Raw genomic sequence first — 26,030 nt, forward strand, 5'->3', positions numbered from 1 at the left:
GTCCTCCGAGTGTGTCCTATTTTACAGGATCGTAACCTCCGGCTGATAGGGGGTTGCATCTGAGAATTCTCCAGACGGCAAGAAAAAAGCCTTTGAAAATACCTTTCTTCTGTATTGCTTCGATTGCGTATTCGGAGCAGGACGGATAAAATCTGCATCTGGGTCCCAGCATAGGGGAAATAAACAGCTGATAAAACCTAATAGGTCCTATCAGCAGGTATTTCGGATGCAATTTTTTCCACAAGCCTGAGTGCTTCATTATCTATCTCATCATGTGAGGCTTTGCCCGCTCCGGGAAGCGCTCTGAAAACGAAATCTCTTTTTGCGGGAAAAAGGCTTTTGTTTTTCCGGCAGAACTCCTTGAAGTACCGCCGAAGCCTGTTGCGGTCAACAGCTTTCTTGCTGACCTTTTTCCCCGTAATAAAGCCGAATCTGCTTTGTTCACAATCACATGCGTTCCAGTAGACCGTAATAAGCCTTCCGGCGCATTTTTTCCCTCTAAGAACTTTCAGGTAGTCAGACTTTTTCTTGAGCCGTTCGGAACTTTTCAGCCGTTGGTTCATTTCCTAGGGGCCGAAGATTAAACTGTCAGACGCTTGCGTCCCTTAGCGCGTCTTCTGTTAATAACGAGACGACCGTTTTTTGTCTTCATGCGAGCCCTGAAGCCGTGCTTGCGCTTTCTTTTCAGATTGCTGGGCTTTTTCATTGTCAGCATCTGTGCCATGCTTGTTCCTCCAGTGTTTATATCGGTAGAGCCCGAAATTATAGTGGGGGGCAGTTGCTTTGTCAACCACTATTCTGCGGGCGCATTTTCACCGTATGCACCGTTTATATGAACGGCGCTGATGATCAAAAGTTCATCTTGCAGGTTAAGAGGTATTTTATTATCCTTCTTAAGTCAAGGAAAAAGAACTTTTCCTCCGCCGGACTTCACTCATATTTTCATGTAAAAGGCATGGTTATTTTATTTCAGCAATTTTTTTGTTGACTGCCTGTTATATTGCGTATATGATTTCGTTCCTTTTGGATCAGTTTGTAATTATAATTTCGTGAGGTATAGATATGTTCGCGGTAATCAAACAGGGCGGGAGACAGTACACTGTTAAGCCCGGTGATGTTATTAAAGTCGACAGGCTCGAAGCCGAGGTTGACAGCGCAGTAGAGCTTACTGACGTTCTTGTCGTCTCCGGTGATGAGCTCCTTGTGGGCGCTCCCGTTGTTGACGGCGCAAAAGTTCAGGCAACCGTAGTAAGGCATGAGAAAGGCGACAAGATACTTGTTTTCAAACGCAAACGCAGAAAAGACTACAAAAAGCGTATCGGTCACCGTACTCATTACACAACTCTTAAAATTAACGACATCAAAGTCGGTTAAGGAGGCGCATAATGGCTCATAAGAAGGCAGGCGGTTCTACCCGTAACGGCAGAGACAGCAACAGTAAGCGTCTCGGTGTTAAAAGATATGCCGGTCAGTTCGTGACCGCAGGAAGCATCATCATCCGTCAGAGAGGAACTCAGTTCAAACCCGGCACAAACATCGGCATGGGAAAAGACCACACTCTTTTCGCCCTTATTGACGGATATGTTGAGTTCAGAGACAGAGGCAGCATGGGCAAACACGTGTCCGTTGTTGCCGCTGCCGAAGCTTCCGCTTAATACCACCGCTTTACAAATCAGGCTTAAAATCGCAAAAGCCCGCCGCACATCATGCGCTGCGGGCTTTTTTGTTATGCACTTTCCTTGAGAAACTCTGTCAGCAATATTAAGATTGTATAAAACGTTTTTAGGAGACGGCTGATATGAAACCTGTAATCGCGATCCTTGCCTTTCTGACCTGCGCTAACGCCTTTGCTGCGGAATTTTACCTCCACAGGGACAAGGCGGAGTACCGCACAGGTGAATATAAGAGCGGTGTAATCGGCTACGGCAGCGCAGTCAAGGCATACTGCGGCACGGCGGAAATGATGCTTATCCCTTCTGCGGACGGTGCGGAAGGGTGGCTCGGCGCATTGGCGCAGGAAATAAAAAATAAAGAAAACGATTATATAAAAGCGGAAAGCAGAAAGAAGACCGCCGAGTTCATGCTGAACTCCATAGGCGAGGTCTCTTCTGTTGACAAGCTGTCGGACGGCAGGCTTCAGGCATATGCCGCCGCGCGGTTTGCTGAAATATCAAAAGCCGAAGCGGATATGAAAAAGGCTCAGACAGAGGCAGCCGGACTGCGTGCGCTCTTTGCGAAGGGAGCAGACAGCGAAACCCCTCTGCATTCGCCCTATGCCTGCGCGGATATGAAGCTGGTGCTTGATAAGATTACGGCAGATTACGAAAACGTTCTCTATATTGATGGTAAGGGCGCCGCAACCGAGCTTGTGCTGAAGGCTGTGAACAGAAGCGGTGTTGACATAAAAGCGCAGAACGCCTACCTGCTACCCTCTTACCTGAATGAGGCGATCGCTGTTCCGCAGTTTGATCCTTGGTATGTTCGTCCGTTTGAGCCTGTACCTCTTGCCAAGACGGCGAGAACATCCGCTGCTCCGTTGATGTTTGAAGCCGCCGCGGATTACTCATCGGCTCCGTCACCCGAGGTTTCAAGAGAGGCTCCGGCACAGTTCAGGGTTAAGGACTTCACACTGATTTCAGACGGCAGGGAGTCAAGAACAGTGCTGGACAGGGCGGATGTCGAAGCAGAAAGCAGGCTGGCGGTTTATCCGTTCAGAAGCCCCGTTGTTTACAGGGAAACAGTGTTTACGCCCAAGTCCGAAGTGTACGGCAGCAAGTGGCGTGTCAGCGCTGGCAGGGAAATCTTTGAAAATGTTTACGCTTCCGTTGAGAACGGCAGGATACGCCTTGCCGCCGGAACGGACAAGGATATATCCGTCAAAAGAAAGAGCCTTCCACTGACAAGGGAGTCCGACGGTTTCTTCGGCACAAAGAAAAGAATGAAAAGAGGCTTTACAATAGAGGCGGCAAACCTTGCGGGGGAAGCGAAAAAGCTTAATATAACTGATCGTTTGCCCGTTGCGGCGGACGACAGAATAAGCATTGAGAACATCATGCTGAACGGAAAGAGAATTGATGCGGCAAAGGACGGCAGGCTTGAGATTATAACAGAGCTGAAAGCCGGCGGAACCGCCGTATATACTGTGACCTTTGAACTGGTTGCGGATAAAGATATGGAAGTGGTATTTTAGATGAAATTTGTAGATTCACTGATTATAGACGTTGAAGGCGGACACGGCGGCAACGGATGTTGCAGCTTCCGCCGTGAGGCTTATGTGCCCCGAGGCGGTCCCAACGGAGGCAACGGCGGTAACGGAGGCAATGTTATCCTTGAAGGGGACGACTCCAAGACGACTCTCCTTGACCTGACATATAACGCCATCTACAAGGCAAAAAGAGGCGTTCACGGCAAAGGGAGCGATCTTCAGGGAAAACGGGGAGAGGATATTCTCCTTAAGGTGCCTGTAGGCACAATGATTTATGAGACAGAAACAGAAGAGCTGATAGCCGATATAACTCAAAAAGGCGAGCAGGTTATAGTCGCCGCCGGAGGCAGAGGGGGCAGAGGCAACGCCTCATTCGTTTCCTCAACTCACCGTGCGCCCAGAGAGCACACGGACGGCGAGCCCGGCGAGAAGAAGCGTCTCCGTCTGGAGCTGAAGCTTATAGCGGATGTGGGGATCATAGGAATGCCCAACGCAGGGAAGTCCACATTCATCTCCACTGTTTCAGCCGCCAAGCCAAAGGTGGCGGACTACCCTTTCACCACGCTTGTCCCTAACCTAGGTGTGGTCAGAGGAGCGTTGGGCGAGCCGTTCGTTCTGGCGGACATGCCGGGGCTTGTGGAAGGCGCCCATGAGGGAACAGGGCTTGGTATGAGATTCCTGCGCCACATTGAGCGTACAAGGGTTCTGGTTCACTTTGTGGACTCCTCCGACTATGACTCAACCATGGTGGAGCGCTACAGCATGATCAGAAACGAGCTTGAAAAATACGGAATCGGCGTTTCCGAAAAGGCGGAGCTTGTGGCGGCAACGAAGACCGACGCGGCAATGCCTGAAAACCTCATAGAGTTTGAGGAATTTATAAAGAAAGAGGGCAAACCCTTTTTTAAAATATGCTCACTGACCAAAGACGGCGTGAAGGAGCTTCTGGACGCGGCGGAGAAAATCCTCGCGGAGACGGAAAAACAGAATGAAGAAGATCTCGGAGCTGCTGGACAATAAACTTGCGGGCGAAGCGAGAGAGCATTCATCACTCGCGAAAACATGGCATCACGCCGTGGGAGACACGGTGGCGGCTGTCGCTATGCCCTTGAAGATTGACGGAACATGCCTCATTGTAGGCGTGAGCGACAACATGTGGCTGAGTGAGCTTTCCCACATGAAGGATGAAATAATGGAAAATCTCGCCGCCAAGGGGATGAATGTCAAAGACATCCGTTTTGTTTTCAGACAGGCGCCGAGGAGAAAGACTAAGCCTGTTTTTGTGCCCCGGAACCTGACGGATAAAGAGGAACGGACAGTAAAGCACATGTGCTCCGTGATTAAGGACAAAACCCTTCGTGAAAGCGCGGAAAAGGCTATGAGAGCCTATTTCGGAAAATATTCGTATGATGATTTCATAGGGCGTTGAAAATTCGGAGTAAATCTATTATTTTATCCTGTACCTAAGGAGAATGAACAGTGATTCTTGATATAAAGACCTTTCCCGATGAAGTTTTGAGAAAGAAGAATGAACCTGTGGCGGTTGTTGACGATTCGGTCAGAAAGCTGCTCTCAGACATGGTTGATACAATGCGCAGCGCAAAGGGTGTCGGGCTTGCCGCGCCGCAGGTCGGTGTGAATAAGCGTGTGATTGTGGTGGATATAAGCGCCGGAGAAGACTCTAACTCGCTTATGAAGATAATTAACCCTGAAATTCTGGAACTTTCCGGCGAGCCGGACGTCAATGAAGAAGGCTGCCTCAGCGTTCCCGGGGAATATGAAGTGGTGACCAGACCCTCAAAAGCAGTGGTCAGATACATGAGAGAGGACGGAACGGAGACGGTCGTCAAATCCGAAGGCTTTCTCGCGAGAGCTCTCCAGCATGAAATAGACCACCTGAACGGCGTCCTCTTCATAGACAGGCTCTCCGTGAGCAAAAGGGAAACCGTCAAGAAGCGCATACGTAAACGCATCAGCATCGGCGATTATGTCGCCGGAAGAGGCTGATTAAGAATATAAAAAACTTTAAGGAGTTCAATATGCAGGATTTCTGGTATATAGTCGGAGCTTATTCAATAATATGGGTGCTTCTCGGCGGCTACATGCTCGGTCTCGGTACAAAAATAACCGAGCTGAACAAACGCATTGACGCCGTAGAGGCTGATAAGGAAAGATAGGAAGCGAAGCCTGACGAAGCAGTCTCTGAAATATAATGAGAGATTGCTTCATCCTTTCAGGATTCGCTATGATTCGGAAAACTCTGCGGCTATACGGTCGGAAGCTTCGCCGTACGCGGAAAAGGCAGGGTTATCCTGCCGCCGGCGTGTATCAAAAATTCTCGGGAATGGGAAATTTTTGATTGTCTGTCAGGTGTTTTGGTTTTTAAAGAAGTCCACAAGGGAGACAAGGTTTTCCTTTGTGGCGGCCTGAATATTCTCTTCCTTTATCGCCTCGAAGATCTCCTTGCGGTGCACACTGACATCTCTGGGGGCATCGATTCCGAGCTTAACGCTCTTTCCCGCCACTTCCACTATGCGGATTTCTATATTTTCGCCTATTATTATACTTTCATTTGTTTTTCGGGACAGTACCAGCATCACTTATCCTTGGCGGCAAAAAGCGGAGCTTTTATCATCCACCTGTCATCTTCCAGTATAACCTGTTTTGCCAGCTTTTTCCCTGTATTTAACAGAATCGGCGCGCGCAGGTTTACCGTGGCGTTTTTCGGGTCTTCCGGAACAACGACTATTGCGGCGATTTTCAGTTCCTCGTCTTTTTCGATTCCGAGTATCTTCAGTTCACGCTTGTTTATTTTCGGGTCGTAGTTCGGGTGAAATATCTTCGGTTCGATGAGAATGAAGCATACATCGGGATCCTGAACAGCCTGAAACCAAAGAAAAGGGAACGACTTATCGCCGGAGATCAGCAGGAAGTCACTGAGATCGGGAAAGCCCAGCAGCGGAGAAGAGAGAGTTATTATATCATTCTCCGTATATTCGACCGGACCCAGTTTGGTTGAGGACATTTTTATTTTTTCCATTGAAACCTCTGTGTTTTCTGCAAGGTTGGATTTCATCTTGAATTACTCCTTAAATATTAAAGAAAGTCAAGCAGCGAAATATTCATTATTTTCGCGGTTGTCTGAAGCGCAGCCTGATACGCCTGCAAAGCAAGCTGATACGAAGTGATGGCGGCGCTCTGGTCTGTCGCTGTGGCACCCAGATACTCTGCCTTTATCTCTTCGTTTTTTGTGCTCATTACAGTGTAGTAGTTGATTGATGTGTCAACCCTGTTCTGTCTTGTGCCCACGGAGGTGAGAGAGTTTGTTATCTGTGTTTCAGCCTGATCCAGTATGGGCAGCTCATATTCGATGCCGGAACCCACTGCTGTGGTAAACGAGTCAGTCGCGTAAAGGTAGCCGACATCAAAGCCGCTGTATACTCCGTCCGCAACGTGATATGTCTCGTTTGCGGTATCTATGGTGTACATGGAGATAAGCTCACCGTCGCTGCCTGTCACCTTTATCTGAGCCTCCGTTCCTGCCTTGGCGAAGCCCAGAGTGCTTTCGTAGTCGCCCGAAACGTGGAAGCTGTTTATCACCGCATCGTCATAAACGAAGGAGAGATTGCCGCCGTCAACAATTTCGGCGCTTATCATACCGCCGAGACCGGCATTTGTGAGCTTGTCGTTTACTTCAGCTAATAATTCGTCCACGGATTCATAATCTTTAGCTTCAAGTGTTATTGAAGCGGTTTTCTTTGTTCCGTCATTATAAGTGAAGCTGATAGTTCTCTGCCCGGTTGTTGTATCCTTAAGGAAAAGCTGTGGAGTGCCGCCTGCTGTTACGCTGTCTGTTGAGGCTGTTTTGTAAAAGCCCAGAACAGACACCGCTTCACTGCTGAGGTCGGTATTGGCTGATACAGAGAGATTAGTCAGTGTTCCGCCTGCGGTGAAGCTGAGATTGCCGTTGTTGTCCGCTGTGAGTGTTATCCCGGCGGGAAGCCCGGTCGCCGCGGCAGCCAGCGAGGCGGCGTCAGCATATTCGCCGGAAGGATCCGGCGGGAAAGTGACCTGAGCAGTTGTCCATGTATCCGTTGCTGTATCGTAATACGTGAGATCAAGCACCTTGTTCACATTGAAGGCGAGCGGAGCGGCACTCTGCCCCGTTGTGGGGTCGTATGTCTGGAAGAAGGTCATTCTGGTGCCTTCGTTATTGGCGTTCATGGTTATTTCATGAGTTCCCGAACCGGAGTATATCTCAAGCTTGCCGTCGTTGTTGTACGCGCGCACTCCGAGACCAGCCAGATCCGCGTCTGTTGAGATCATGCTGTTGACAGTGTCGATTATAAGGCTCTCCGGGTCAAAAGAACTGAATCCGAGGGCGCTGTCGGTGTCACCTGAAACATAGAGGTCGGTTACTGTTCCGCCCGCCGTGAAGCTGATTGTTCCGTCAGCGTTTGCGCCCGCTGTTATTCCTGCGGGAAGTGTCGGGTCGGAGTTTATGGCGGTTACAATATCGTTCACGCTGGCGTAGCTTCCTGCGGGAACATTAACCGAAGCCTCTGTCCATACTCCTCCGTCCTGATAATAGAATGTAAGCCCTGCGGCTTCGGTGAAGTTTAGGCGCGCCGCTTCTGTTCCCGTTGAGGGACTTTCAACGGAGGCGAAGATGCTGTCTCGGTCGATGAATATGTTTCTGGTATAAACATTGTTTCCGTCTTTTACAACCAGATCAAAATCTATGTCGCTGTTCGCTGTATAGTTTACTTCGGAAGTAACGCTTTTCAGCTCAGACTGGATGTACATCTCGCTGAGGTTGTTTGTGGTGAGTATCTGGAAGTTAAAGAGGTCATTGTAGTTTCCTCTGAACGTGCCGTCAAAGTATGGCGTCGCCGTGGAGTTAAGTGTTGTGTCGCTCCATGCGCCGGGCGCTCCGATACCCTGTTCGGGTATGTTGAGGTTCAGCGCGTTGTAAAGGTTTGTGAGGGAGCGGAAGGTGTCCACGTTTTTGCCTTCCTCTATAACATTTATATCACCGAAGCTCACATTGGAACCGGCGCTGAGATCAACGGTGAAGCTGGTGGATTCCGTAACCTGCCCGAGGGAAATTTTTACCCCCTTGCTTATTTCAATCTCCTGACCGTAATAGGTGTCCTGCCTGAGAGTCTGGGTCGAGACCTTGTTTCCGGCGGAATCGGTGACGTTTATAACTATTTTGTCATAGTCTGACGGATCCATAGGGTCGGCTGCCTGCATTACCACATTGAATGACCATTTGTCATCTCTGGTGCCTGTGTATTTGCCGCTTAATTTTACGTCCTGCTCAAGCATGGCGTAGCCTATCCCCGTATTGTCCTCATTTATGCTGAAGGTGAGTCTGCTTGAGCCGCTTCTTATGTCCTGAACAACGAGCTTGCCGTCCACAAGGGAGGCATCCACCGCGTTATCGTACAGATTTTCTATGAAGGTAAGGAAATCCCCGAGCCTTTTTTCCGTGGTTATGGGGTAATCGGAGTTCTTCGCCGTTGCGGTTTTGTAATCATTTACTCCGTCAGCCGTAGTCACTTTTGAGGAAAGGGATGTGTCGTCTCCGTAGTTGACGTTATGGAGCTTCAGTGTGAGGTCGTACATATCCGCTGTGGGTGTGGATTCAACCTGAGCCGTCACGGTAAAGGCGAAGCCGTTATCCTTGAGAGCCTGATTTATGCTGTTCTGAATGTCTTCAGCGGTGTCGCCTGTATTCACGGTGAAGCTCATGGCGACGCCGTTTACGAATATTTCGTTTGTTCCCACGGGGAAGTTAGCTCTGTTGTCGTCTCCGCCTGTGAGGGTTTCGTTTTTATACTCGATAAGCACAGGCTGATCATAGCTGCTGTAGCCTATTTCAAATACGGTGTCCTTCCCTGTGGCGGAGTATGTAAAATCCGTGGTTGAGGAGGGTGTGGGATCTGTGAAGCCGAGCTTGTTGTTCACTGTTCCCTTAAGGTCAAGCTGAACATGGTCGCCGCTTCTTGTAGTGATGAACATTACTCTGTCGCCATCGTTTACAGCCTGTATTTCATCCGCAAGCCCTTCGTTCTCAAGCTTTCTGTTAAGATCAAATACTACTTCGTCAATGTCGTCATAACCTTTTTGGTCAAGAGTTATGTCAAATTCCTCGTCAGCGTATTTCAGGGTGACTGTTCTTTCTGCTTCAGTCGCCGTTGACATGTCAAGGGTGACAGCAGCAGGAGCCATAAGCTTGGCTATGCCGACCTTGTAGCCGTTGTGGTCGGTTCCGTTTATGTTTATGGAGTCCGCGAGGGATGCGTTAGCTCCGTCAAGGTTTGAAAAATAGGTTGTGGATGTGGCGTACAGACCGTTTGTCTTATTGGTTACAGTGCCTCTCAGGGTCTTGTACGTCTCCATGAAGATTTCCTGCCCTGTCATGTTTATGTCCACATCCTGACTGTAGCCGATTTTGGTGGTGACTATACCGTCATCGCCGTAGTAGCTGACATTGTCCCCCGGAGTGTAGTAGAAGCTTGTGGTAAGTGTGCGCCCTTCCATATCCGTATCGGGAAGCTTGATGCCCGCACCCGTTCCCGTATTTATGACCATCCCTTTGGCATATGCGGTAGTGAGTGTGTATGATGTATTGTTTCCGTCTCCGGCTGTTTCATCTGTGCCGTTTGTATCAAGGAGAACCTTATTATTGTTTTTGTCAAAAAGCTGAACAGTCGCTGTGCCGTTTGTGACTGTCACCTTCATGGTGTACGAGCCTTCCTTAAGTTCCGGCATGTCGTTGTACTGCTTCTGTACCATGGCATCGGCGCCGTTTATGTTGGAAACAACCGAACTTACCTGCCTTTCCTGAGTCTGGAACGGCTGTGTCTGTGTGGCGTATCCTGAGAAGAGGTAGCGTCCGTTGTAGTACGCGTTGCCCACACCGAGAAGACTTTCAATGACTCCCTGAACATCACCGGCGAGAGCCTTGCGGCTTTCCGCGCTCTGGCTGTCGTTCATGCCGTATATGGCGTATTCGTTGAGAGCCTTGCTTATCAGTTCGGATGCGGACTGAAGTTCACTGTCGCTGTTTGTAAGCCATGTGAGGGCATTTTCAGCGTTTCGCTTAAACTGTGCGGATTCATCGAGCATCGTCTGTATGGTCAGGGCGGATATGTAGTTTACCGGATCCTGCTCGGGAGTGAGCAGGTTGCGCCCTTTTGTGACTGCGTCCAGACTGTTGGAAACCGAGTTGAGATTATTCTGGATACCTGTGAGGTATCTCATTGTCATGTAGTTATATGTAACTCTCATATCTGCACCTTTTAATTATCTGCCCACAAGCCCCGTACCGTTTATCAGCTTATCGATCATGCTGTCCACGGTGGTGATGAATCTTGCGCTTGCCTCGTATGAACGCTGGAACTTCATCAGGTTGGTGAGTTCCTCATCCATAGATACGCCCTGTATCTCCTCCATCTTAAGCTGGAGCTCGCTTAAGGAGTAGGTTATCGTGGTTACGAATGTGTCCACCTGACTTTTTTCGCTGGCTATTGTCGCCACGAAGTAGCTGTAGAAGCCGTCTATGGTTATGCCTTTATCTTCAAAAACATCTTCATATTTGAGATCGGCGAGTGCCTTGGCGACAGTGTTGTCCCCCTCTGCGCCGCTTGTGCCCGCTGCTATATACAGGTTGTTCTCCTGTATCTGGCTGGAAAGCTGAATATCACCCGCTCCGGTTCCCGAGAAATAGGAATTGAGACCGGCAGCCACTAGGAAGTTTGATGTATCCTCAGTGAATGCGAAGGTGTAGCCCGCTTCGGTGGAGATCTTAATTGAGTTGTCCAGAGCTATGGAAGCCTGAAGCTTGCCTCCGGTCATATCACCGTCCGCGCCGGAGATTTTCTGTATAACGCTGTTGAGGTTATCCTTGTCAGGATCTATGTCTATATCGTAGGTGCCCGCTACTGCCCCGTCAGAGTCGTAAACCGTTACCCGCACCGTGCCTTTGGTAATTTCAGCGGCAGGAAATGAGCCCGCCTCCTGAGAAAATACGAAGGACGGATTCGCAACACCGTTTGTGGAGGTTATCTGGGTAAATCTGTTAACGCCCTGACCGAGAGAGTGTATCCTGTTGGTTTCGTTAATCAGTGTAACCGCCAGTTCATCAAGCTGACCCATGTAGTCTGTCAGTATCTCGTCCCGGGTTATCAGTTCTGCGCCCATTGCGCCGCCTGTTATGTATTGAGTTAGCTCTGTCTGTCCTTTGGAATCTATAGAGGTTCCCCAAGTGATCTTATAGTGACCGTCATTTTCGTTGTCGCTTTCGGCGAAGAGCTTGTAGCTCACCTTGTCGTCAACGAGGGCGCTGCCGCCTAGGTATACAGTGACCTGACCGTTGTCTTTCTCATTAACGGTTACATTGGCTATTTCGGAAAGTCTGGCGAGTATCTGGTCTCTCTGGTCTCTGTAATCATTTGCGGTGCTGCCGACAGACTCAATCTTGGCTATTTCGCCGTTGATTTTCGCGAGGGCTTCGGAAAGCTGATTTATCTCGCTGACGTACGCAGATATGTTGTAGTCCGATTCATCTCTGAAGCTTTCAAGCTGATTGTAGCTGCTCTGAATTTTCTGTGTGAGAGTGTTGGTTGTCTCAACAAGGGTAACCCTTTTTGCCATAGCCTCTTCGGACTGGTCTGTGGGGTTGTTTGAAAAGTCGCTCCACGCATTAAAATAATCTCTCAGTGATTCGCCAAGCCCGGAGCCTTCCTCAAGTTCATTAAAATAAATCGTAACTTTTGAAAGCGTCGTCTGGACTGAGGAGTAGAAGCTGAGCTGAGATTCTTCGTTACGGATGCTTTCCGCCAGAATCTCGTCATATACCCTTGTGATTGACGTTATCTGAACGCCTCTTCCGTATACCTGTGAGCCGGATATATTGGGAGTCTGGGTGGTGAGGCTCACTGTCTGTCTGGAATAGCCTGCGGTATTGACATTGGCTATGTTGTGCCCTGTCACGTCTATGCCCGCCTGAGAAGCCATGAGACCGGAAACACCGCTGTTGAAAATGCCGAAAATATTGGACATGGCGTCCTCCTATCCTCTTTTGTCGAGCAGGGAATTAACGCCTCTGGACTTGCCGTGCGTGCCGTAAGTGCTGCCTGCGGTGATGCCCAGTCTGTCGAAAAAGTCGTTAACGAGACCTATGTTTGTCCTGTAGAGGATTTTGAGGGCGAGGTTTTCGTCATTAAGCCTGTGCATTACGTTTTTCAGGTCAGTGCGCACCTGATTGAATTCCCGCTTAAGTCCGTCCTCGTCCATGAGGGCTATAATATCGGTCAGAGACATGTCATCCCTGCCTTCATCCATGCTGATTTTTTTGATTATTGTGCGTCTGGCTTCTTCAAGGAGTTTCTCCTTGTACACAAGGGTATCCTTACGCTTGGTGAGCTCCAGCGTGTCATCGACATTCCATCTGGCTACGGTTTCTTTCTCAATAGCCATAACGGACGCAAGCTCAGAATAAAGCTCGCACTGCGACTTCAGTATATCAAGAAGGTTTCTGAATCTGTCCATCCCTTGCCTCCATATGCGGGGGTTTGAGATGTGCGGGAAAGGGCTTGTTTAGAAAATATCGTCTATGGCAGCATTGACGACTTTTTCCGCGACCTGCTTGCCGGAGACCTCATAGGTTCCGTTTTCGATTTTGCCGCGGATTTCGTTCACAAGGTCAATGCGTATGTCGGAAGCCGCCTTAAGCTTCTTGGAAACGGCAACTGCTTCTTTGGCGCCGGAGGATAAGGAGACACTGTCAGTTTCGGCAGACTTTTTTACAGAGGAAGATTCGCTCTTCTTTGTTTTTGTCTGTTCAGACTGTTCTGTCTTTTTCAGCGAGAGGCTGATTTTGTCTTCGATCCTCATGATAATGCTCCTCCGATGTCTTATATATCGGCAGATTACATTCCGACTTTAGCAGTATTTGCCTTCAGTTTCCACTGAAACTTGCCTTTCACGCAATCTCGTTCGTATTTATTAAATAGCAACGTTTATGCCATTGCCTTTCCTGTTGTTGATCAGCGTGTTTGCGCCGTTATAGGGGCTTTTGAGATCAGTTTTCTTTTCCCCGTGGTAATTGTTTCCCTGATCCGATCCGGGAATATATTTCTTCATTTGTTCAAAAAGCATGTCGCCTATGCCGCCCTTGGACTCTTCCGCGGCTTTTTTGGACATCTCGGTATCGAGCATCTCGGTGAAGTATTTTTCGCCTGCGCTCTTTTTGATCAGGTCTGATTCCATTGTGGCTTTTCTCATGGTTTTGTAGATCATGTCATAGAACATAGCCTCAAAGTCCTGACAAACCTCTTTCAGTCTTTTCTCCTGATCTATGGTTGTGTAGCCGTCAAAGCTGCGGGCTTCCCTTACTGTCTCTGCGAACATTACATCACCTCAAGCTCGCCGTGCAGAGCGCCGGCGGAGTTGATTGCCTGAAGAACGGATATTAAGTCTCTGGGGGTTACACCTATGGAATTCAGCGCCTTCACAAGGTCGCTTATGCTTATACCTTCGGGAACAACCATCAGCTTATTAGGCTCTTCCTCAACCTGAATATTCGTGGTTTCCGTTGTTGTCTCCTCAAAGGGGTTGAAGAGGTTGCGCTCGGTGTCAACTGTGCTGCTTATGGTTATGGTGAGGTTTCCGTGAGATACGGCGACAGTGCTTATTCTCACATCCGCGCCCATAACGATTGTTCCCGTGCGCTCATCAACAACAACTTTCGCTTTTCCGGCGGGTTCAACAGGCACGCTGAGAACCGAGTCCATGAAGTCATAGAAGTTGGTGCGGAAAACATCCGGTATATCAACTTTGATGCTGGTGGGTGAGGTGATTGACGCAACTTCTGAACCTATATAGGCGTTGATGGCGTCTTTTGCTCTTACCACGTTTGTCATGTTGTATGTGTTAAAGGCTATTTCAAAGAAGTTGGTATTCATCTGGAAATCTATTTCACGCTCGACAAGCGCCCCGTTGGGGATCATGCCTACAGTCGGGTGGTTTTTTATCGCTCCAGCTCCGCCGGAGGAAACATTCATGCCGCCCACGGATATGGGTCCCTGCGCAACGGCGTAGGTCTGCCCGTTTGCCGCTGAAAGTGGAGTCATAAGAAGTGTTCCTCCCTCAAGACTTTTCGCGTCCCCGATGGAGGAGACTACAACATCAGTCTTGCTGCCGTTTTTAGCGAAGGCGGGAAGCTTGGCGGTGACCATGACCGCGGCGACGTTTTTCACCTTAACGTCATCCTTGTTTACCGTAATGCCCATTCTCTCAAGCATGTTTACGAGAGACTGAATGGTGAACTCCGTTCCGGTTTTATCTCCTGTTCCGTTAAGCCCCACAACGAGACCGTAACCGATGAGCTGGTTGTCTCTGATCCCTTTTACGTTTACAAGGTCACGGATTTTGACATTTGCTGAAGCCTGAAGACTTATGAAAAAAACAAGCAGAATTACGGTAAATTTCTTCATTCCATCAGCTCCTAGAACGGCCATACCCAGCCGAGAACCGTTCCCAGCCAGCCTTTTTTGTTGGAATCGGATAATATGCCCTTGCCGCTGTAAGATATGCGGGCATCGGCTATGGCTGTGGAGGCTACGGTGTTTTCCGCGCTTATATCCTTCTGCCTTATTATCCCTGTGAGTTTTATTATCTGTTTTTCCTGATCGACTATTATCTCGCGGTTGCCCTCTATGACGAGGTTGCCGCTGGGAAGAATCTCTATCACCCTTGCGGCTATTGTAGCGCTCACTGTGTCGGATTTACTTTTGCTGCCGTTGCCAGCGAAGGATTCGGATGTATTTGTGCCTATGGTCGGGTTAAATTCGTTGCCCGTGCCGAGGAAGTTGTTCATGCCGAGGTTAAGAGGAAGCCCGAGAGCGGCGGTTACTGAGGAGTTGTTGCTGCCGGATTTGCTGGTCTGTGTGGAGTTGGAGTTGCTGGCGGAGGATGATTCCACAATGTTCACCACGATGAGGTCGCCGACCTGACGTGCTTTGTAATCCAGAAACAGAGTTCCGCGCACGCCTGAATCCGCCCAGAGGGAGGCAGTCGGAACCTTTTCTCTCTGCTGCTTGGCGTAGAGTTCAAGGTCTTCTTTATAGCTCGGCGCATACGCTTCAGGTTCAAAGTCGTATTGCTTCGCGCAGCCTGAGAATATGAAAAGGGCAGTGAGAACCAAGACCGCCGTGAAAAATTTTCTCTTCTTTGTGCTCATAGGACACCTCTGTTAAGGATTCAGTGATGTAATAGAAAGAAACGTGCCAAAGATGTTAAATTCATGGTTATCAGGTGTTTAAGATATAAGGTGATTGGAAGGGGGAATATATTTCCCTGTTTTAATGAGACGCTGAGAGACCGCTTCACCCCCGAGGGTTCGCTGTGATGCTTTTCAGAGCATGCGGGTATATCAATAAATCCCCCTCAGTCCCCCTTTAATAAAGGGGGAAGCTGTTGTTAAAACTAAAGCCTCCGTGTGGGAGTTTACCGCGAACGTGTACATTAAGTCAGAACTCCCAAGGACGGGAGTTCGCCGTGCGGAGCGAAGGCGGGTTTATCCCGCCGTGAGCGTGTATCCAAAATTTCCAAGGATGGCAAATTTTGGATGTAAAGACAGGATGTGCGGTTTGATGTTATTAAGTCAGAACTCCCAAGGACGGGAGTTCGCCGTGCGGAGCGAAGGCGGGTTTATCCCGCCGTGAGCGTGTATCCAAAATTTCCAAGGATGGCAAATTTTGGATGTAAAGACAGGATGTGCGGTTTGATGTTATTAAGTCAGAAATTAACCAGCGCCGTTCTGCCGCCCTGATACTTTGCGGTGACTATTTTACCCGAGTCGGCGTTTTTGACTTTAACCACATTGCCGGAGAAGGCGTTTTCCTGAAGTATTCCTCTTGTCTCAAGCTGCATTCCGCTTCCCTTATAAACCAGTTTCACCGCTGCGCCTTCGGGCAGATCCGGCTGCTCTGAGACGAACTCACCGGTCAAAGGAACGCCCGCGCCGATGCCTCGTGTCGCGATCAGTCCCTCAGGATTTGTTATAGGCTCACCACGTAATCTTGAAAGCTCAACCTTTTCTGTTTTTATGTAGTTCTCCACAGTGTCGCCCTTTCTGATTCTGTCTGTGGTAACAAAGACTTCCATATAGCCCTTCACATAAACAGTGAAGCCTGTATCCTTGAACCCGTTGTTCAGTCTGCCGTACATGCCGCCGATTCTGGGGTTTGATATATCAATGCTGAATTTTCCGTCTTCTGCTGTGTATATGTCGCTCTGTATGCGGATTTTGTCTATCTGAAGCTCCGCATGGGGGTAAATCTGCGAGAGTCTTTCATATATTTTCGCCTCTATCTCTGTCTGCTCTATTTTTCTGCCCTTGCGGTTGAAGTATGCCTCACCCGGGGCTGCCTTGATGTTGTATTTATTGATGATATGCGTGGCGAGCTGAACGCTGAGCTTTCTTGTTTCACCATAATCAAGACCGCAGAAAACCTGATCCTTTATGCCTATGTTCGGGAAAATGTCCTCCACGGTTACGCATTCATTTTCAATAGAAATGACATTTGCCGCATGTGCGGAAAAAGATGCCGCCGCCGTAAGCACGGAAAAAAGGAAAAGGGTCATAATTGTCTTGGCTTTCATATCATACTCCGTTTACTAACGTTTTAGGTTGTTGACTATCTGGAGCATATCATCTCCGGTCTGAACCGCTTTTGAGTTGATTTCGTACGCTCTCTGTCCGGTAATCATCGCCACCATCTCTTCCACAAGGCTTACGTTGCTCATTTCCAGAATATTCTGCGCGAGAACACCGAAGCCGTCCTCTCCGGGCACACCAACCTGAGGATCGCCGCTGGAGCCTGTAACAAGGTACAGGTTTTTACCCATTGCGTGCAGACCTGAGGGGTTTATGAAGCGGGCGAGCTCTATGGCGCCTATCTCAGTCGGTTCTTCATCCCCCGGGAGAACAACGCTCACCGTGCCGTCTTCGGCGAAGGAGATTTCCGTGGAATCCTCGGGAACAACTATAGCAGGCTCAAGGAGATAGCCGTTCGGTGTGGTCAGGTTGCCGTTTCCGTCTATCTGGAATGCTCCCGCGCGGGTGTAGGCTATGTTGCCGTCAGGCAGCGCTATCTGGAAATATCCGTCGCCTTCTATTGCCACATCCATGTTATTGCCGGTGTACTGGAAGGAACCCTGAGAGTGTATTTTCTGTATTGCGGTAACTTTTGTACCGAGACCGATTTCTATGCCGGTGGGGTGTTCAAGCCCTGCTGCCGTGATGGCACCCGCGCGTCTGACCTCCTGATACATCAGGTCGTCAAACAGCACTCTGGATTTTTTGAAACCCACGTTGTTTACGTTTGAGAGGTTGTTGGCGATTGTGTCCACGTTTGTCTGCTGAGCCGTCATGCCTGTGGCGGCTGTCCAGAGAGTCCGCATCATGTTATATGCTCCTTACACCGATTTGCCGACGGTGTTGATTGCTGTACCGTTGATTGAGTCTATACTCTGTATTACTTTCTGGTAGGTTTCAAAACCGCGCATGGCGTCTATCATGCGCACCATTTCCATTACCGAGTTAACGTTGCTTCCTTCTATGTAGCCTGCCGTAACACCGGGGTTTTCCGCCTGTTCGGGGATTACGTCCACTGCTGCGTAGAGGTTATGACCGACTTTCTGAAGGTTGTCGGTATCCTCAAAATACGCAATGCCGAGCTGATCCTGCGCTTCTCCCTCCACCAGAATAACGCCCGTTTCGCTTACCGTATAGTTATCCGGCAGAACGATGGGCTGCGGGTTGTCATCATCTATATTGGAGAGTACGGGGTAGCCCTCAGCAGTTACAAGCTCGTTATTTTCGTTTATTGTGAACGCCCCGTCACGGGTGTAACGGATGCCGAAAGGAGTGTCCACTGTGAAAAAGGTGTTGGGGTCGGTGAGAGCGAAGTCAAGTTTGTTGCCTGTCTCCCGAAGGTAGCCAATAGAAAAATCCGTTTTGTTTTCAGACATTTTCACTGTGGAGTTCATCGCCTTGTTGTAATCCGTGGTGCGTATGAAATTCTGCGGGAACTCCTTCTCCGTGGGGAAATACTCTGTGAACACGGGCACATCTTTTTTGTAGCCTGCTGTGTTCACGTTGGCGAGGTTGTTTGCTATGTTTTCCACCCGCCTGCTCTGCATCATGAGCCCGCTGGTGGCTACATAAAGTCCGTTCAGCATATTCTATTCCTCCTCTGAGGATGTTGTATCGTTATCAAGACTTTTAAGATATTCATCAAATTCCTTCTGCCACTGTTCCTCTTTTCTTATTGCTTCCCCTTTTTCTTCAAGCTCACGGATCTCCTGCTGCTCGGTTTCGGCGGCTTTGCCTGCCTTCTTCGCTTCCGCCCGTTCTTTCATACGTTTTTCAAACTTCTCCATCTTGGTCACTGGAATGCCGTAAGCTCTGGGGAGGGCAACGGCGAACATCTGTCCCATCGCTTTCATGGAGAGCGTGCTGGAGGGGATAGCCTGTTTCGTGGGGTAGTACCAGAAGTTTGCGTCTGCCTTGCTTTCGAGTGTTATCACGCTTGAAAAAACGGGAATGTCGCTCTTGGTCATTATGCTGAGCACAACTGTGCTGGTGTTTTTGTCGTAGCTTCTTTGAACGGATTCGTTCATGCGGGAAACTATAATATAGTCTGCCTGCTGAATTTTGTCGGTCACTCTGCCCAGTTTGGAAAGCTGAAAATAGTTCCGCATCATTCTTCCGGTTTCTTCGTCGTAGTATGTTTTACCTTCCCTTGTGATTCTGGCGGGGAGGATGTAGTATGTCTTTCCGATGGGGAGCGTCTCATGCGCCTGCGCATAGAAGGTTGTGACCTTCTCCTTTGTTTTGTCAAAAATGAGGGAGGATATGTTTGAATTTGCCTCAAGGCTTATGAGAACAAACAGAACGCCGGAATCCAGACGGGTTGTCAGTTCTATAACCTCGGTCAATGTATCGTCAATGCTTGAAGCCAGCTTGCCGGGGTTTGTCACCTTTGAGGAACAGCCGACAAATAAGGCAAGCGCAAGCAGCAGGGGAAATATTTTCTTCATCCGATCCTCCGTCATTGGGTTATAATCAAGAAGCGTGCCAATATCCTGTTAGTGAGGTGATTTATGCTAGAATTTGTCATTGACCGCAAAAAATGCAGACGATGTTCTCTCTGTGTGGAGGATTGCCCTGTTGGGATTATAGAGAAGGATCGCGATGGCTTCCCTGTCATATCTGAAGAAAAGGAGACTGTCTGCATCCGCTGTCAGCACTGTCTGGCTATCTGTCCTGACGCGGCTTTGTCGATACTCGGCAAAAAACCGGAGGACAGCATGCCCGCCTCAGACATGCCCACAGCGAGGCAGGTTGAGGCGCTTATCCGCAACAGACGCTCCGTGAGGCATTTCAAAAAGTACGACGTGGAATTTGAGACGATCCGTTCACTGCTCTGCGTTACGGCAAACTGCCCCACTGGGGAGAACAGGCGGGAGCTCACTTTTACCATAATAGACAACCGCGCGGACATGGATAAATTTGTCGAGAAGGCATACGCTCTCCTTGAGAAAAGGGTGGATGAAGGCACTCTGCCCGATGAGTTCAGATTTTACGCAACTCTTCTCAAAAGATACAAAAACGGCAGGGATATTATTTTCAGGGGCGCTCCGCACCTCATAGTCGCCTCCGCCCCCAAAGGAGAGGGAACGCCCGCAGCGGACTGTTATATCGCTCTCAGCTATTTTGAGCTTTACGCATACAGCCTCAAGGTGGGCACTGTGTGGCTGGGTTTTCTGGCGTTTATGTTTGAGTTCATGCCGGAGATAAAGGATGTTCTGGGAATCCCCGCTGACCACGAAGCGCCTTATGCCCTCCTTTTCGGCAAGGCGAAATATAAATATCCCCGAGGTGTTCAGAGGGACGATTTCAGGATAAGCAGACCGGAGTTTTGAGGCAGGTATAGCTGCCTCTGTCTTTATTTATACGGAACATTTTCCTCATAGTCTTTGAGAAATTCATCTATAAGATGCTTGTCGACATCGGAAATTTTTGTGAACTGGAAGGCGACGAAGCGTTTTTTAGCGCTGATTTCATCTTTGTTCGCCTCAATACGCCAGACCACGGCGTGGGCGTGGATAACATCCTTCACTCCGTGGTTGGGGAACTGTATCTTCGCTTCGTAATCGTCATATATTTCAAACGATATGCCCGTGTTGGAGAGAAAACCGCCGATGCTGATGTCTAATAGCTCAATAAAAGTGTATTCCCCGTCCTTTTTCAAATAAAGCTTGAGAGGCACACCGCTGTACCGTTTGTGCCTGCGGCGTTCCTGTTTCTTTTTATACATGGTTAATCCCCTGATAAAAATTGTGTAATAATAATTATGACATCTAAAGGATAAACTTTCCAGAACAATTGTATAGAGGATGGGAAATTAATTATGAACATCTATGAGGAGAGTGTGATTAATTCAATTCTGTTTATGGGTTTGATTTTTTAAGGCCATTGCTGCCTGCTATGAAGAATGCGCAGAATATCTATTATATTATCTTTTTCTGCATAAATTAATATGTAGCTGGGATGAATGATTAGTTCACGTGTATTTTTGACCCGTCCTTCTTTATACATTTGAGGATAAAGGAGCAATCCGTTTACTTTTTCATCTATCAACTCTTTCAGTGCCTGAGAGGCTTCTGTACTATCATCAGCAATATATGCAAGTATGGTCAGCAAATCCTCAACAGCCTTGTCTTTCCACTCAATACGCACATTTTTTCCGGTTTATTAAGATCTGGGCTTTATTCATTACTTCTTTATGCTCTTCTGACTTTGTACTTTCAAGAGCTTCCCTCACTTTTGCATGAAACCAGAGATCATACGCTTCCGGATCACTTGTCAATCCGATCGGCAGTGCTCCTTCTTTAACAATGCGTGTCAAGAGGATTCTTACGGCATCTGAAACAGTTAGCCCGAAATTGGCGAGCGTTTCAGCAGCCTCGGCTTTTAAATCTTCTTCAATTCTGACATGCAGCATGGATGTTTTAGGCATAAGAACCTCTTTATATTATCTTGTATCTCGTTTGAGATACTGTCAAGGGCTCTTTTATCGCATACTGTTATAAGTCATTTTTCAATTGCGGGTCTCAGTTTTTTTGAAGTATATTATTTCTGAGTTTTCAGGAAGGTGTTATGGCTTCAAATCGGAAAGTATTTGATTCTAAAATGTTTATGGATAATTTAAATATTTTTATTAATTCTCATTATGAATTTAAATGCAACAGCAAATATAAGGGTTTTTTCGGAAGGATTAAGGCTCAATTAGACAGAACAGAGGCAGAGGAAAAGGAATCAAGAAAATCAGGCGAGTCATGGATAGACGATCCTGTTATCTACTTTTCTGATCCTTTAAGTGAAGAAGAGTACCGGAGACACATTGAGCTCAGTCTTGCCAAAACACTTGAAAAGTCTTTCTCTGCAACACTTATGAAGATTATTGAAGCAAAAGATCAAAACCACATAGACATTTATAAAAAAGCAAATATTGACCGTAAGCTTTTTTCAAAAATTCGCAACGAAAAGCGATACATACCCAGTAAACGAACGGCTATAGCTTTGGCGGTGGCTCTAGAGCTTTCTCTCAGCGAAACGCAGGATCTTCTGAAACGAGCGGGTTTTACCCTTTCACGCAGTATTTTATTTGATGTAATTATCGAATACTTCATAACACAGGGCAATTATGACATCTACCAGATAAATGATGCGCTTCATTCCCATAAGCAACCCATTTTAGGCGGTTGACACAGCATGCTCTAAAATATCAAAAAAACTTTCTTTTGTCGCTTTCAGGGCGACCACTTATCCTTTTCTTGGTGGTATGTTCTTTTTCATCGGTATTTGTGCAGATGAGCAGCTATAGCTGTTCCTGCAGCAAACCCTTGATATAGGCTGTTACCTTGTCTTTTTGCGGCTGAGACAGGCGTGACCAGTTTTTCAGGAGTTCATTCTGCTCTTCTGTCAGCGTTGAGCTTGTGACATCTGAGAAAAATTGAGCAAGTGATATACCGAAGGCATCGCATAGGGCACTTAAAGTGGCAATAGTGGGAGAATTTTCACGGCTGTAAAGATTTGAAAGCGTGGATTGAGGGATATTAGCATTTTTTGCGAGTTTGTATGAGCTCCATCCCCGTTCATTTTTTAGCTGTGTGATTTTTTCCAATATGTCCATAGCATCTCATTCTTTTCAGTAATGTACTACACAAATGAGATGCGCATTACATCAATTAAGAGTTGTATTTAGTTCACAAAAGAGATATAAAGTTGTATAAAAAAACAATAGTTCAGGAGGGCTTTATGAAAAAGCTTTTAATAGTAATGCTTTTATTGATGTTTTCAGTGTCTGCTTTTGCAGCAGTTCTTATGTCGCAATGGACTGAAGGACTGAATAGGTACTGTAAATATAGTGACGGGATAATAATCACTATAAAGTCTTATTCTCTTTGTCCCTTGTCAAAATAAAATGCTGGAATTTGTCCTTATATTAGCAATTTTGCCTTTTGCGCTTTATGGGGCAGTTTTGCTTGTTATGGCAGCACTTGGTATCACAGGCGGCGTTTTAAGTCTGATTGCCAGCCTGTTCAAGTCTAAAGACAATTATTAATTTATTAAATTTAAGGGGTTAAACATGAAAAATTTTTTAGCAATATTGGCAGTAATATTTATTTTGTCTGCTTGCGGCGGGAGCAATGGCGGGGGAGAACTGCAGGGTGACGAATTTCCTCTCAGTAATCTTGAATGCAGCGGGACTATCGCTGGTGTTGACAGCGGCAGTTTTGAGCTGGACTATTTCTATGAAACAGAAACTATCGCTGTTTCAACTAATACAAAGAATCTTGGTGCAAGAACTTTTCAGGGAACAATAGACTACAATGGCGGTGTTTACATTTGGCAGACAAATCTCCATATAGGGAAAGTAGCATTTAATGAAGATAGTTACTCAATAACCGGAACTTGGAAAAACACTAATGACGGCGCAACAGGCACAATGAAAGGGACGTGCAGCGAAATCGAGTAACCTGCTGACAAAATAGAAGGAGATTTATATGAAGCTTAAATTGATTGCGGTTATGTTGCTTGCTTTAACCACTACGGGGTGTCTTGCATCAAAAAACAGGGCAGTCCTCAAAGCACAAACTGTTACAGACTTGAGAGGGTGCACAAAAATAGGAAGAATAGAGTATTCGGGAGGTCAGGTTTTTGCCGTTCTCATGCTCGGTCGTGTTGCCGCTGATGGTGCTGCAAGATCGACTTGCGAAGATATGGGAGGTAATGTCATACTCGGTGAGGATCTTTGTTACCATTGCTCTGATCTGGATACAGAGTATTGAAATCCGTAATAGTGTAGACGGCAGGACATCACACAGGCAAAGTATTTGATTTTATCAAATAAGGGAACAATATAATGTATAAAATTAACAAAGAACTGCATGATTACATCTATCGAGCTATTGGGGCAAAATATTATTATAATAGACAGGTGGGCGATAATTTTAAATTTATGAAAATAACAGATACTCATTTCTTATTTTTTGACTTGGATGGAACATTGGTTGATACCGATTACGCCAATTTTTTATCATATTCAGAAGCTATTAAACAAGTATTGGGAATAAATGTTGATTACAACCCCAATGTACGATTTACTCGTGAAATAGTTAAAAAGATAATACCAAATATTACTGATAAAACATATGAGAAAGTGGTTAAACAAAAAAACTCTTTTTATAAAAAAAATCTCTCAATGACAAAAATAAATGATTCTATTGTAAAGATACTGAAACAATATAGTGAGACGAACAAAACGGTCTTAATAACTAATTGTCATGCAGAAAGAGCTATAATAACACTGGATTATCACGGACTTAGCAATTTTTTCTATCATAAAATATTTAGGCAAGAACCTCTTGGGAATATTAGTAAGTATAAGAATGCGCTGGACTTACTTAGAATTCCAGCAAAGTGCGTATTTGCGTTTGAAAACGATAAAACAGAAATTGAAGCAGCTGTTGCTGTAGGAATTCCTCGATGTCAAATACTATGTGTTGGAGTCAGTAATGAATGAATTTACAATTTCGTCTAATAAATACCTGAGTAAAAATATTAGAGCCTTTTACCATATTAATTATGTGCGCATGGGTAATCCAGGGAACCCTGATTACCTTAATGTATTAAAAAATACTTATAATAAGGAACACAGTGCAAAACTAAATAAGGCTAGTGAGAATTTAAGAAATGTTTTGAAGGAGGACTTGCCCAAACTGCTACTTGAATTGAAGCTTAAAATGCTAACAGTATGTGTTGTGCCTAGGGCTAAGTCAGAGTCTGCTTACGAAGCAGACCAGTTGCTTTTTAAATCAACTGTCAGAAGTGTGATAAGTGGGTTAATAGGTTTTGAAGATGGTACAGATTATATCGTTAGATATAAAAACACAAGAACAACACACTTCTATAAAGATATACCAAATTATGATAATGACGGTTCATCTCCATATCCAGGAATTTCACGTGATACTTGTCACATTGCACCCTGCGTAAAAGGTAAAAATATTTTATTAATTGATGATATATACACTAAAAATGTAAACATAGATGAAGATGCTATTCAAGCATTGTTTGTTCATGGAGCATCAAATGTATTTTTTTATTCAGTAGGCAAAACAAATGAACTATTCGGATAATGCAATAAATGTTTTATCTGTGAAATCTTACAGGGGTGTCGGTAGAGCATGGATAATGAAAAACATGAAAGGAAATGAGTCTATAAATACAATCGTTGATTTGTTGAACCAGCATTTAAAAGAAACTATTACCGTTGAAGATTTCTATACAACAAGACAACTTATGGTTAATAAAATTATGAGATTAAAGAACCATATTGATGGCGTTGTCGCTATTGGTGATGACAACTTCCCTTCACATAGAGGCAATGTCAAACAGAGTGAACAACCAGTGGTGCTATTTTATCGTGGAGATCTAAGTTTATTAAATAAGAGTAATAAAAATATTGCTGTTATCGGTTTGTTAACCCCCGACAGTAATATTGAAGATATTGAAAAAAAAATTGTTTCAGAATTAATAAAACATAAAATAACGATAGTTAGCGGGCTAGCACTAGGCTGCGATTCTATTGCCCACAAGCAAGCAATAGACTCTAATGGGACAACAATTGCAATTCTACCAAGTTCATTAGATGATATTTTGCCTGCATCAAACAAAGTCTTGGCTAAAGAAATAATAAGTAAAAATGGTTTATTAGTGACTGAATACTATGAAAAAGCTAAATCCAAACAGGAGTTAGCCAGTAGATATCAAGATAGGGATAGATTGCAAGCCTTATTTAGTGATGGAATTATTTTGTCAGCAAGCTATGCAAAGAATGATCAAGGAAACGATAGCGGTTCTCGATTGGCAATGAAGTATGCCTTGAATTATTCAATTCCAAGAGCTGTTTTATACAACTTTCAAACCAATGGCAACGATCCTAAATATGATCTCAACAGGCAAATAATAAACGAAGATAGTAACGTTATAGTTATAAATTCCGAAAATCTTACGACATCATTAAAAATCATAATTGAGAAGACTCATCGTGTAATATATAAACCGCTGAGCATCACTGATTTTTTATAATTTCTTTCACCTATCTGAGAAATTTTATAAATGGTAACGTTTAACTGGGGTGGTCTAAGTGAACCTAAATATCATTATGTTATTTAG

34 protein-coding genes are annotated in these 26,030 nt (G+C 46.3%); 14 read left to right on the plus strand and 20 right to left on the minus strand.

What is annotated here, in order from left to right:
* Positions 1-16: 16 nt before the first annotated feature.
* From yidD to rpmH, 3 genes are read right to left on the minus strand one after another with little or no spacing between them, the layout of a single operon-like run.
* Positions 17-259, minus strand: a complete 243-nt coding sequence (gene yidD, locus EP073_RS14055) for a membrane protein insertion efficiency factor YidD (protein WP_128465521.1) — start codon at positions 257-259, stop codon at positions 17-19.
* Positions 198-563 carry a ribonuclease P protein component gene (gene rnpA / locus EP073_RS02130; RefSeq protein WP_128465522.1) on the minus strand — a complete coding sequence of 122 codons (366 nt, stop codon included), beginning with the start codon at positions 561-563 and terminating at the stop codon, positions 198-200. Before rnpA ends, yidD begins: the two co-directional genes overlap by 62 nt.
* A 17-nt stretch (positions 564-580) precedes the next feature.
* Positions 581-715 (minus strand): 50S ribosomal protein L34, encoded by a 135-nt coding sequence (rpmH, locus tag EP073_RS02135; protein ID WP_128467756.1) that lies wholly within the window; start codon positions 713-715, stop codon positions 581-583.
* A gap of 347 nt (positions 716-1,062) precedes the next feature.
* Here rpmH and rplU point away from each other — a divergent pair, with 347 nt between their 5' ends.
* From rplU to EP073_RS02170, 7 genes are all read left to right on the plus strand, one after another.
* Positions 1,063-1,374: a 50S ribosomal protein L21 gene (gene rplU, locus EP073_RS02140; RefSeq protein WP_128465523.1), complete on the plus strand. Its 312-nt coding sequence runs from the start codon at positions 1,063-1,065 to the stop codon at positions 1,372-1,374.
* Positions 1,375-1,385: 11 nt separating this feature from the next.
* Positions 1,386-1,655 (plus strand): 50S ribosomal protein L27, encoded by a 270-nt coding sequence (gene rpmA / locus EP073_RS02145; RefSeq protein ID WP_128465524.1) that lies wholly within the window; start codon positions 1,386-1,388, stop codon positions 1,653-1,655.
* A 143-nt stretch (positions 1,656-1,798) separates the two neighbouring features.
* Complete coding sequence (locus EP073_RS02150; RefSeq protein ID WP_128465525.1) at positions 1,799-3,190, plus strand: DUF4139 domain-containing protein; 1,392 nt, start codon at positions 1,799-1,801, stop codon at positions 3,188-3,190.
* A complete protein-coding gene (obgE, locus tag EP073_RS02155) occupies positions 3,191-4,225 on the plus strand; it encodes a GTPase ObgE (protein WP_128465526.1) in 1,035 nt (344 codons plus the stop codon).
* On the plus strand, positions 4,194-4,634 hold the full coding sequence (locus EP073_RS02160) for a DciA family protein (RefSeq protein WP_128465527.1): 441 nt from the start codon (positions 4,194-4,196) through the stop codon (positions 4,632-4,634). Before obgE ends, EP073_RS02160 begins: the two co-directional genes overlap by 32 nt.
* Before the next feature lie 50 nt (positions 4,635-4,684).
* Positions 4,685-5,212, plus strand: a complete 528-nt coding sequence (gene def, locus EP073_RS02165) for a peptide deformylase (RefSeq protein WP_128465528.1) — start codon at positions 4,685-4,687, stop codon at positions 5,210-5,212.
* Positions 5,213-5,244: 32 nt separating this feature from the next.
* Positions 5,245-5,382 carry a CcmD family protein gene (locus EP073_RS02170; RefSeq protein ID WP_128465529.1) on the plus strand — a complete coding sequence of 46 codons (138 nt, stop codon included), beginning with the start codon at positions 5,245-5,247 and terminating at the stop codon, positions 5,380-5,382.
* Between the two features lie 189 nt (positions 5,383-5,571).
* On the opposite strand, the gene csrA is transcribed toward EP073_RS02170, so the two are convergent.
* From csrA to EP073_RS02235, 13 genes are all read right to left on the minus strand, one after another.
* The gene (gene csrA, locus EP073_RS02175; RefSeq protein WP_128465530.1) at positions 5,572-5,802 is read right to left on the minus strand and encodes a carbon storage regulator CsrA; all 231 of its coding nucleotides are present in this window, start codon (positions 5,800-5,802) and stop codon (positions 5,572-5,574) included.
* On the minus strand, positions 5,802-6,245 hold the full coding sequence (gene fliW / locus EP073_RS02180) for a flagellar assembly protein FliW (RefSeq protein ID WP_128465531.1): 444 nt from the start codon (positions 6,243-6,245) through the stop codon (positions 5,802-5,804). Before fliW ends, csrA begins: the two co-directional genes overlap by 1 nt.
* A 56-nt stretch (positions 6,246-6,301) precedes the next feature.
* Positions 6,302-10,504: a flagellin gene (locus EP073_RS02185; RefSeq protein ID WP_128465532.1), complete on the minus strand. Its 4,203-nt coding sequence runs from the start codon at positions 10,502-10,504 to the stop codon at positions 6,302-6,304.
* Positions 10,505-10,519: 15 nt separating this feature from the next.
* The gene (gene flgK, locus EP073_RS02190) at positions 10,520-12,277 is read right to left on the minus strand and encodes a flagellar hook-associated protein FlgK (protein WP_128465533.1); all 1,758 of its coding nucleotides are present in this window, start codon (positions 12,275-12,277) and stop codon (positions 10,520-10,522) included.
* A 9-nt stretch (positions 12,278-12,286) separates the two neighbouring features.
* Positions 12,287-12,766 (minus strand): flagella synthesis protein FlgN, encoded by a 480-nt coding sequence (locus tag EP073_RS02195; protein WP_128465534.1) that lies wholly within the window; start codon positions 12,764-12,766, stop codon positions 12,287-12,289.
* A 48-nt stretch (positions 12,767-12,814) separates the two neighbouring features.
* Positions 12,815-13,111, minus strand: a complete 297-nt coding sequence (gene flgM / locus EP073_RS02200; RefSeq protein WP_128465535.1) for a flagellar biosynthesis anti-sigma factor FlgM — start codon at positions 13,109-13,111, stop codon at positions 12,815-12,817.
* Between the two features lie 111 nt (positions 13,112-13,222).
* Positions 13,223-13,627, minus strand: coding sequence for a rod-binding protein (locus tag EP073_RS02205; protein WP_128465536.1), 405 nt, complete (start codon positions 13,625-13,627; stop codon positions 13,223-13,225).
* Positions 13,627-14,712: a flagellar basal body P-ring protein FlgI gene (locus tag EP073_RS02210; RefSeq protein ID WP_128465537.1), complete on the minus strand. Its 1,086-nt coding sequence runs from the start codon at positions 14,710-14,712 to the stop codon at positions 13,627-13,629. The genes EP073_RS02205 and EP073_RS02210 overlap by 1 nt, the downstream gene beginning before the upstream one ends.
* Before the next feature lie 11 nt (positions 14,713-14,723).
* Positions 14,724-15,458, minus strand: a complete 735-nt coding sequence (locus EP073_RS02215) for a flagellar basal body L-ring protein FlgH (protein ID WP_128465538.1) — start codon at positions 15,456-15,458, stop codon at positions 14,724-14,726.
* Between the two features lie 557 nt (positions 15,459-16,015).
* Complete coding sequence (flgA, locus tag EP073_RS02220; RefSeq protein WP_128465539.1) at positions 16,016-16,882, minus strand: flagellar basal body P-ring formation chaperone FlgA; 867 nt, start codon at positions 16,880-16,882, stop codon at positions 16,016-16,018.
* 15 nt (positions 16,883-16,897) lie between these two features.
* On the minus strand, positions 16,898-17,686 hold the full coding sequence (flgG, locus tag EP073_RS02225) for a flagellar basal-body rod protein FlgG (protein ID WP_128465540.1): 789 nt from the start codon (positions 17,684-17,686) through the stop codon (positions 16,898-16,900).
* A gap of 12 nt (positions 17,687-17,698) precedes the next feature.
* On the minus strand, positions 17,699-18,463 hold the full coding sequence (gene flgF / locus EP073_RS02230) for a flagellar basal-body rod protein FlgF (RefSeq protein WP_128465541.1): 765 nt from the start codon (positions 18,461-18,463) through the stop codon (positions 17,699-17,701).
* Between the two features lie 3 nt (positions 18,464-18,466).
* A complete protein-coding gene (locus tag EP073_RS02235) occupies positions 18,467-19,324 on the minus strand; it encodes a hypothetical protein (protein ID WP_128465542.1) in 858 nt (285 codons plus the stop codon).
* A 63-nt stretch (positions 19,325-19,387) separates the two neighbouring features.
* Between EP073_RS02235 and EP073_RS02240 the strand changes: the two genes are divergently transcribed.
* Positions 19,388-20,209 (plus strand): nitroreductase family protein, encoded by an 822-nt coding sequence (locus tag EP073_RS02240; RefSeq protein ID WP_128465543.1) that lies wholly within the window; start codon positions 19,388-19,390, stop codon positions 20,207-20,209.
* A 23-nt stretch (positions 20,210-20,232) separates the two neighbouring features.
* On the opposite strand, the gene EP073_RS02245 is transcribed toward EP073_RS02240, so the two are convergent.
* From EP073_RS02245 to EP073_RS02255, 3 genes are all read right to left on the minus strand, one after another.
* On the minus strand, positions 20,233-20,604 hold the full coding sequence (locus EP073_RS02245; RefSeq protein WP_128465544.1) for a PilZ domain-containing protein: 372 nt from the start codon (positions 20,602-20,604) through the stop codon (positions 20,233-20,235).
* A 149-nt stretch (positions 20,605-20,753) separates the two neighbouring features.
* Positions 20,754-21,026, minus strand: coding sequence for a type II toxin-antitoxin system RelE/ParE family toxin (locus EP073_RS02250; protein ID WP_128465545.1), 273 nt, complete (start codon positions 21,024-21,026; stop codon positions 20,754-20,756).
* Positions 21,016-21,306, minus strand: a complete 291-nt coding sequence (locus EP073_RS02255) for a type II toxin-antitoxin system RelB/DinJ family antitoxin (protein ID WP_128465546.1) — start codon at positions 21,304-21,306, stop codon at positions 21,016-21,018. The genes EP073_RS02250 and EP073_RS02255 overlap by 11 nt, the downstream gene beginning before the upstream one ends.
* 140 nt (positions 21,307-21,446) lie before the next feature.
* On the opposite strand from EP073_RS02255, the gene EP073_RS02260 reads away from it, so the two are divergent.
* Positions 21,447-22,055 carry a hypothetical protein gene (locus EP073_RS02260; protein WP_128465547.1) on the plus strand — a complete coding sequence of 203 codons (609 nt, stop codon included), beginning with the start codon at positions 21,447-21,449 and terminating at the stop codon, positions 22,053-22,055.
* Between the two features lie 112 nt (positions 22,056-22,167).
* Here EP073_RS02260 and EP073_RS02265 read toward each other — a convergent pair whose 3' ends face one another.
* Complete coding sequence (locus EP073_RS02265; protein ID WP_128465548.1) at positions 22,168-22,482, minus strand: helix-turn-helix domain-containing protein; 315 nt, start codon at positions 22,480-22,482, stop codon at positions 22,168-22,170.
* 456 nt (positions 22,483-22,938) lie between these two features.
* On the opposite strand from EP073_RS02265, the gene EP073_RS02270 reads away from it, so the two are divergent.
* From EP073_RS02270 to EP073_RS02290, 5 genes are all read left to right on the plus strand, one after another.
* Positions 22,939-23,328: a hypothetical protein gene (locus EP073_RS02270; RefSeq protein ID WP_128465549.1), complete on the plus strand. Its 390-nt coding sequence runs from the start codon at positions 22,939-22,941 to the stop codon at positions 23,326-23,328.
* Between the two features lie 28 nt (positions 23,329-23,356).
* On the plus strand, positions 23,357-23,641 hold the full coding sequence (locus tag EP073_RS02275) for a hypothetical protein (RefSeq protein WP_128465550.1): 285 nt from the start codon (positions 23,357-23,359) through the stop codon (positions 23,639-23,641).
* A gap of 74 nt (positions 23,642-23,715) precedes the next feature.
* Positions 23,716-24,375 carry an HAD hydrolase-like protein gene (locus EP073_RS02280; RefSeq protein ID WP_128465551.1) on the plus strand — a complete coding sequence of 220 codons (660 nt, stop codon included), beginning with the start codon at positions 23,716-23,718 and terminating at the stop codon, positions 24,373-24,375.
* Positions 24,368-24,991: an amidophosphoribosyltransferase gene (locus EP073_RS02285; RefSeq protein WP_128465552.1), complete on the plus strand. Its 624-nt coding sequence runs from the start codon at positions 24,368-24,370 to the stop codon at positions 24,989-24,991. The genes EP073_RS02280 and EP073_RS02285 overlap by 8 nt, the downstream gene beginning before the upstream one ends.
* A gap of 55 nt (positions 24,992-25,046) precedes the next feature.
* Positions 25,047-25,943, plus strand: coding sequence for a DNA-processing protein DprA (locus EP073_RS02290; protein WP_206617488.1), 897 nt, complete (start codon positions 25,047-25,049; stop codon positions 25,941-25,943).
* Positions 25,944-26,030: the final 87 nt, after the last annotated feature.

This window comes from Geovibrio thiophilus, from assembly GCF_004087915.1.
Classification (GTDB): domain Bacteria; phylum Chrysiogenota; class Deferribacteres; order Deferribacterales; family Geovibrionaceae; genus Geovibrio; species Geovibrio thiophilus.

Bases quoted from the DNA above. Each gene is read 5' to 3' on its own strand.
- yidD (WP_128465521.1), bottom strand. From the start codon at position 259: ATGAAGCACTCAGGCTTGTGGAAAAAATTGCATCCGAAATACCTGCTG.
- flgF (WP_128465541.1), bottom strand. From the start codon at position 18,463: ATGCTGAACGGACTTTATGTAGCCACCAGCGGGCTCATGATGCAGAGC.
- flgG (WP_128465540.1), bottom strand. From the start codon at position 17,686: ATGATGCGGACTCTCTGGACAGCCGCCACAGGCATGACGGCTCAGCAG.
- EP073_RS02285 (WP_128465552.1), top strand. From the start codon at position 24,368: ATGAATGAATTTACAATTTCGTCTAATAAATACCTGAGTAAAAATATT.
- EP073_RS02270 (WP_128465549.1), top strand. From the start codon at position 22,939: ATGAAAAATTTTTTAGCAATATTGGCAGTAATATTTATTTTGTCTGCT.
- rpmA (WP_128465524.1), top strand. From the start codon at position 1,386: ATGGCTCATAAGAAGGCAGGCGGTTCTACCCGTAACGGCAGAGACAGC.
- obgE (WP_128465526.1), top strand. From the start codon at position 3,191: ATGAAATTTGTAGATTCACTGATTATAGACGTTGAAGGCGGACACGGC.
- EP073_RS02245 (WP_128465544.1), bottom strand. From the start codon at position 20,604: ATGTATAAAAAGAAACAGGAACGCCGCAGGCACAAACGGTACAGCGGT.
- EP073_RS02210 (WP_128465537.1), bottom strand. From the start codon at position 14,712: ATGAAGAAATTTACCGTAATTCTGCTTGTTTTTTTCATAAGTCTTCAG.
- EP073_RS02205 (WP_128465536.1), bottom strand. From the start codon at position 13,627: ATGTTCGCAGAGACAGTAAGGGAAGCCCGCAGCTTTGACGGCTACACA.
- rpmH (WP_128467756.1), bottom strand. From the start codon at position 715: ATGCTGACAATGAAAAAGCCCAGCAATCTGAAAAGAAAGCGCAAGCAC.
- EP073_RS02235 (WP_128465542.1), bottom strand. From the start codon at position 19,324: ATGAAGAAAATATTTCCCCTGCTGCTTGCGCTTGCCTTATTTGTCGGC.
- EP073_RS02240 (WP_128465543.1), top strand. From the start codon at position 19,388: ATGCTAGAATTTGTCATTGACCGCAAAAAATGCAGACGATGTTCTCTC.
- fliW (WP_128465531.1), bottom strand. From the start codon at position 6,245: ATGGAAAAAATAAAAATGTCCTCAACCAAACTGGGTCCGGTCGAATAT.
- EP073_RS02160 (WP_128465527.1), top strand. From the start codon at position 4,194: ATGAAGAAGATCTCGGAGCTGCTGGACAATAAACTTGCGGGCGAAGCG.
- EP073_RS02215 (WP_128465538.1), bottom strand. From the start codon at position 15,458: ATGAGCACAAAGAAGAGAAAATTTTTCACGGCGGTCTTGGTTCTCACT.
- csrA (WP_128465530.1), bottom strand. From the start codon at position 5,802: ATGCTGGTACTGTCCCGAAAAACAAATGAAAGTATAATAATAGGCGAA.
- flgA (WP_128465539.1), bottom strand. From the start codon at position 16,882: ATGAAAGCCAAGACAATTATGACCCTTTTCCTTTTTTCCGTGCTTACG.
- flgM (WP_128465535.1), bottom strand. From the start codon at position 13,111: ATGAGGATCGAAGACAAAATCAGCCTCTCGCTGAAAAAGACAGAACAG.
- EP073_RS02170 (WP_128465529.1), top strand. From the start codon at position 5,245: ATGCAGGATTTCTGGTATATAGTCGGAGCTTATTCAATAATATGGGTG.
- EP073_RS02195 (WP_128465534.1), bottom strand. From the start codon at position 12,766: ATGGACAGATTCAGAAACCTTCTTGATATACTGAAGTCGCAGTGCGAG.
- EP073_RS02260 (WP_128465547.1), top strand. From the start codon at position 21,447: ATGGCTTCAAATCGGAAAGTATTTGATTCTAAAATGTTTATGGATAAT.
- rplU (WP_128465523.1), top strand. From the start codon at position 1,063: ATGTTCGCGGTAATCAAACAGGGCGGGAGACAGTACACTGTTAAGCCC.
- EP073_RS02185 (WP_128465532.1), bottom strand. From the start codon at position 10,504: ATGAGAGTTACATATAACTACATGACAATGAGATACCTCACAGGTATC.
- EP073_RS02150 (WP_128465525.1), top strand. From the start codon at position 1,799: ATGAAACCTGTAATCGCGATCCTTGCCTTTCTGACCTGCGCTAACGCC.
- flgK (WP_128465533.1), bottom strand. From the start codon at position 12,277: ATGTCCAATATTTTCGGCATTTTCAACAGCGGTGTTTCCGGTCTCATG.
- EP073_RS02275 (WP_128465550.1), top strand. From the start codon at position 23,357: ATGAAGCTTAAATTGATTGCGGTTATGTTGCTTGCTTTAACCACTACG.
- EP073_RS02255 (WP_128465546.1), bottom strand. From the start codon at position 21,306: ATGCCTAAAACATCCATGCTGCATGTCAGAATTGAAGAAGATTTAAAA.
- EP073_RS02265 (WP_128465548.1), bottom strand. From the start codon at position 22,482: ATGGACATATTGGAAAAAATCACACAGCTAAAAAATGAACGGGGATGG.
- rnpA (WP_128465522.1), bottom strand. From the start codon at position 563: ATGAACCAACGGCTGAAAAGTTCCGAACGGCTCAAGAAAAAGTCTGAC.
- EP073_RS02280 (WP_128465551.1), top strand. From the start codon at position 23,716: ATGTATAAAATTAACAAAGAACTGCATGATTACATCTATCGAGCTATT.
- EP073_RS02290 (WP_206617488.1), top strand. From the start codon at position 25,047: ATGAAAAACATGAAAGGAAATGAGTCTATAAATACAATCGTTGATTTG.